Consider the following 3,573-nt stretch of genomic DNA (forward strand, 5'->3'; position numbering starts at 1 on the left):
CGTGCAGCTTCGGGTCGCGCATCGAGTCATACAGCCGGGCGGTCATCCGCACCGGGTTGCGGAAGGCCGGGTGCGTGGTGACGTCGCGGACCCGGTCACCGTAGATGTACACCTCACGTCCATCGCGGATGCTCTCGATGTATTCATCGCCGGTCATCGGACGGGTCGCGGCGGGCGTGCCGCCGGACGCCGCGGCAGCCTGCGCTCGGCCGGTGTTCTGCGGATCGGTCACGGTCATGGTGTCGGGTTCCTCCGCGGTGAGGTGGGAAGGTGGATCACCGGGCGGTGCTGCCGGTAAGGCGCGGCAGCACCCAGCCGATGTCGCATTCGGGAGAGTCGAGGGTGTCCAGCCACGGGGCGCCGGCCAGGTGCTCGCCGACCGACCGGAACTCGCCGCCGTGAAATACCAGCGGCCGGCTGTCGGGATGACGCTGGCAGTCCTGGACCAGGCCGACGTGCAGCACGTGGTCGCCGCCGTCATAGGTGGCCCACGGGGTGCAGGCGAACCACGCGAGGCCGCCCGCGATGCGCGGCGCGACCTCGTGGTCGACCCAGCCGACCGCGGCGCCGTGCCCCTGCTGGCCGGCGAAGTGCAGGGCCATCTGGTGGGCATCGCTGTCCAGCACGGTCACCGCGAAGGGGCGCCCGGTGATGTAGCCGCAGACCTTGGCGCGCCGGTCGAGCGCGACAAGCACCAGCGGCGGGTCAAGGGAGACGGCCGTGAACGCGTTGACGGTCGCTCCGTGCAGTCCGGCCTCGGTCCGGCAGGTCACGACCGTCACCCCAGTCGCGAACTGCCCGAGGCAGTGGCGGAACTCACGCGAGTCGACTCGCATCGCCGCTCCCGGCCAAGAGGGATTATGTTCGGTATGCGGACGGCTCGTTCGCTGCCCGGATAACTTCTAAGGCTTGCCAGGGTCAGGACCGAAGTCAAGGGGACGCGTGGACGTATGTGCCGGCGAGGCGCCGCAGTACGCCCTGCCGCTCGTCGTCCGCGTGGAGCGGGCCGCTCCCCCGGCCAGGACCGACGCGCTCGAATGCGCCGCCCGCGCGGTGCTGTTCTTCCTGACCGACCCGCGCGCCGTTGACGGTGAGTGGACGGCGGCGGTGCGCGGCTGGGAAGCCGACCGGATCCGCAAGGTGGTCAGGCGGGCGCGCGGCGCGGCCTGGCGGCGGGCGCTCGCCTTGCCCGGCATCACGGTCGCCAGGCGCACGGCGGAAATTCGCGTCTACCCGCCGGTCCTCCTCGACGAATGGCCGCCTGACCTGGCCAGGCTGCAGGTTTCCGGCACCGAGCTTGAAGATCCGCTGCCGCCGGGCGAGATACCCGCGGGCACCCCCGTGCTCTGGCTGAATCCGGAGCTGGCGATGACCGCGGGAAAGGCCATGGCGCAGGCCGGCCACGCCGCGCAGCTGGCCTGGTGGTGGCTGGAACCACGGGACCGTTCGGAATGGAAGGCCAATGATTTTCACCTTGCCGTGCGAACCGCAGCGCCGGAACCCTGGGCGCGGCTCGTGGCCAGCGGCCTGCCGGTGGTGCGCGACCGCGGGTTCACCGAGGTAGCCCCCGGATCGTGCACGGTGGTCGCGGACGTGCCGGCGCTGCGGCGGGGCCGGTCAGCCGCCGGCGGCTGACCGCAGCGCCCGCCGGGCGCGGTAGGCGGCGGCGTGCTGCCTGTTGCCGCAGTTACCGGTGTCGCAGTAGCGGTGCGAGCGGTTCCGTGACAGGTCGACGAGGACGGCGTGGCAGCCGGGCGCGGCGCACCGGCGGAGCCGCTCGCTCTCGCCGAGCCGGACCAGGTCGGCGAGCGCGAAGGCGGCCTGCGCCGCGATCCGGTCCACCAGGGGCGCGTCCGGCCTGGTCACGTGCAGGTGCCAGCCCCAGCCGCCGCCATGGTCGATCAGCCACGGGCGGGCGCCCGAGTCGTCGAGCAGTTCGTTGACCAGCGCCGCGAGCCGCGGGACGTCCGCGGTGCGCGCGGGTCCGCCTGCGGCCTCCCACGCGGCCAGCAGCCGGGGCCGCAGCGCACGCACCGCGGCCACGTCGGCGGGCCTGGCCGTCCGGCGCGGCACCACCTGGTGCTCGTCGAGGAAGTTCTCAAGCGCGGCCGCGTCCGCGATCGCCTCGCCGTCCGCCGCCAGCCCGGGAGCCGTGTTGACAAGGTCGGCCCCGAGCACGAGGGCGGCCGTCGTGTCATGAGCAAAAAGCAACTTGACTCCTGAGCGGTACTCGGCCTAACGTCAGTACCGTCAATCGTATTTGGTCATGACGCGAGCGGGTCGGTTTCATGGGCTCTCCCCGGTGGGCGGTCGGGACGGCGGTGGCCGGGGCGGCCTGCATCTCGAGTTCGGCGGTCGTGATGCAGCTCGCCGGGAGCTCGCCGAGCATGACCGCGCTCGGCAGGTGCGGGCTGGCGCTGCCGGTCCTTGCCTTGCTCGCCTGGGCGGAGCGGCGCCGCGGCGGGCCGCGCATGACGTCCCGCAATCGATGGCTGGCGCGGCTCGCCGGCGTGTTCCTCGCGGCCGACCTGATCGTCTGGAGCCACTCGATCGCCGACATCGGCGCCGGCCTGGGAACCGTGGTGACCAACCTGCAGGTCGTGATCGTGGCGCTGCTCGCGTGGCTGGTGCTCGGTGAGCGGCCGCGCCGTTCCCTGCTTGTCGCGCTGCCCGTGATGCTCGGCGGCCTCGCCCTCGTCGGCGGGCTGGCCGGCACCGGCGGGTACGGGGCGCATCCGGGGCTCGGCGTGGCGTTCGGCGTCGGGGTGGCGGCGCTGTACTCCGTCTACATCCTCATGCTCCGCCAGGCGGCCGTCGGCTCACCGGTGGTGGCGACGTTGACGCAGGCCACGCTGGGGGCGACGGCCGGGTCGCTGGCGCTCGGCCTGCTGCTGCGGGATTTCCGGCTCGGCCCGGCCTGGCCGGCCCTGGGCTGGCTTGTGCTGCTCGCGCTTACCTCGCAGGTCATCGGCTGGCTGCTGATCACGGTGTCGCTGCCGCGGCTGCCGGCCTGGCTGGTCAGCGCGCTGCTGCTCGTGCAGCCGGCGGGGTCGCTGACGCTCGGGGCGCTGGTCCTGCGCGAGCGGCCGTCGGCGGTGCAGCTGGCAGGGGTGGCGGTGATGCTCGGCGGGGTGCTGATCGCGGCCAGCGGGCGGCTTGGGCGGCCCGGGCGGCCCGGGCGGCGGACGGTGGCGGGCACGCCGGCCGAAGCCGTGGCGGGGGCGGCGGACGCGGCGGAACATGCGACGGTCGAATGATCCGCCCTGGCGGGTTTTGCGCCATTATGATCCCCTCTACACCCGTCTACAGGGTCGGCTGCTGAGTACGGAAGGGTCGGGCATCATGGGCGCCCAGCGCGCTGCCGCTCCAGTGCTATCGGGGACCGTGCCCCCGCTCGCCGGATCATTCCACGACCGGCAGGAAACCGGGTTCGGCCTGGCTGACGCGCTGCGTCCGGGCGAAACGACCGTGCTCGTCCCTGGCCGGCGGGAGACGGACGGCGAGAGCGGCGCGGGGGACGGGGGCCCGGGCGGGGCGGCCGACGGCGGGGACGGCGGGGACGGCGGCGCGGGC

5 protein-coding genes and 1 pseudogene are annotated in these 3,573 nt (G+C 73.6%); 3 read left to right on the forward strand and 3 right to left on the reverse strand.

The genetic code is table 11. From position 1 onward, the window contains the following. The coding region (locus tag Q1N79_RS28180; RefSeq protein WP_300614091.1) for a 4-hydroxyphenylacetate 3-hydroxylase N-terminal domain-containing protein at window positions 1–238 on the reverse strand (238 nt) is incomplete at its 3' end. A gap of 37 nt (window positions 239–275) precedes the next feature. After that, entirely contained in the window at window positions 276–836 is a 561-nt protein-coding gene (locus Q1N79_RS28185) for a flavin reductase family protein (protein WP_300614092.1), read from the reverse strand. Window positions 837–942: 106 nt separating this feature from the next. Between Q1N79_RS28185 and Q1N79_RS28190 the strand changes: the two genes are divergently transcribed. Continuing rightward, complete coding sequence (locus Q1N79_RS28190; RefSeq protein ID WP_300614093.1) at window positions 943–1,635, forward strand: peptidyl-tRNA hydrolase; 693 nt, start codon at window positions 943–945, stop codon at window positions 1,633–1,635. Here the strand turns inward: Q1N79_RS28190 and Q1N79_RS28195 are convergent. Further along, window positions 1,618–2,211 carry a CGNR zinc finger domain-containing protein gene (locus Q1N79_RS28195; RefSeq protein WP_300614095.1) on the reverse strand — a complete coding sequence of 198 codons (594 nt, stop codon included), beginning with the start codon at window positions 2,209–2,211 and terminating at the stop codon, window positions 1,618–1,620. The two genes, Q1N79_RS28190 and Q1N79_RS28195, sit on opposite strands and share 18 nt — an antisense overlap. A gap of 77 nt (window positions 2,212–2,288) precedes the next feature. Between Q1N79_RS28195 and Q1N79_RS28200 the strand changes: the two genes are divergently transcribed. Both Q1N79_RS28200 and Q1N79_RS28205 read left to right on the forward strand, forming a co-directional pair. Then, window positions 2,289–3,257 (forward strand): DMT family transporter, encoded by a 969-nt coding sequence (locus Q1N79_RS28200; protein ID WP_300614097.1) that lies wholly within the window; start codon window positions 2,289–2,291, stop codon window positions 3,255–3,257. Window positions 3,258–3,342: 85 nt separating this feature from the next. Further along, window positions 3,343–3,573 (forward strand): annotated as a pseudogene (locus tag Q1N79_RS28205) (hypothetical protein); the annotation flags it as partial.

The sequence above is a fragment of the Trebonia sp. genome, from assembly GCF_030042015.1.
In the GTDB taxonomy this organism is placed as follows: domain Bacteria; phylum Actinomycetota; class Actinomycetes; order Streptosporangiales; family Streptosporangiaceae; genus Trebonia.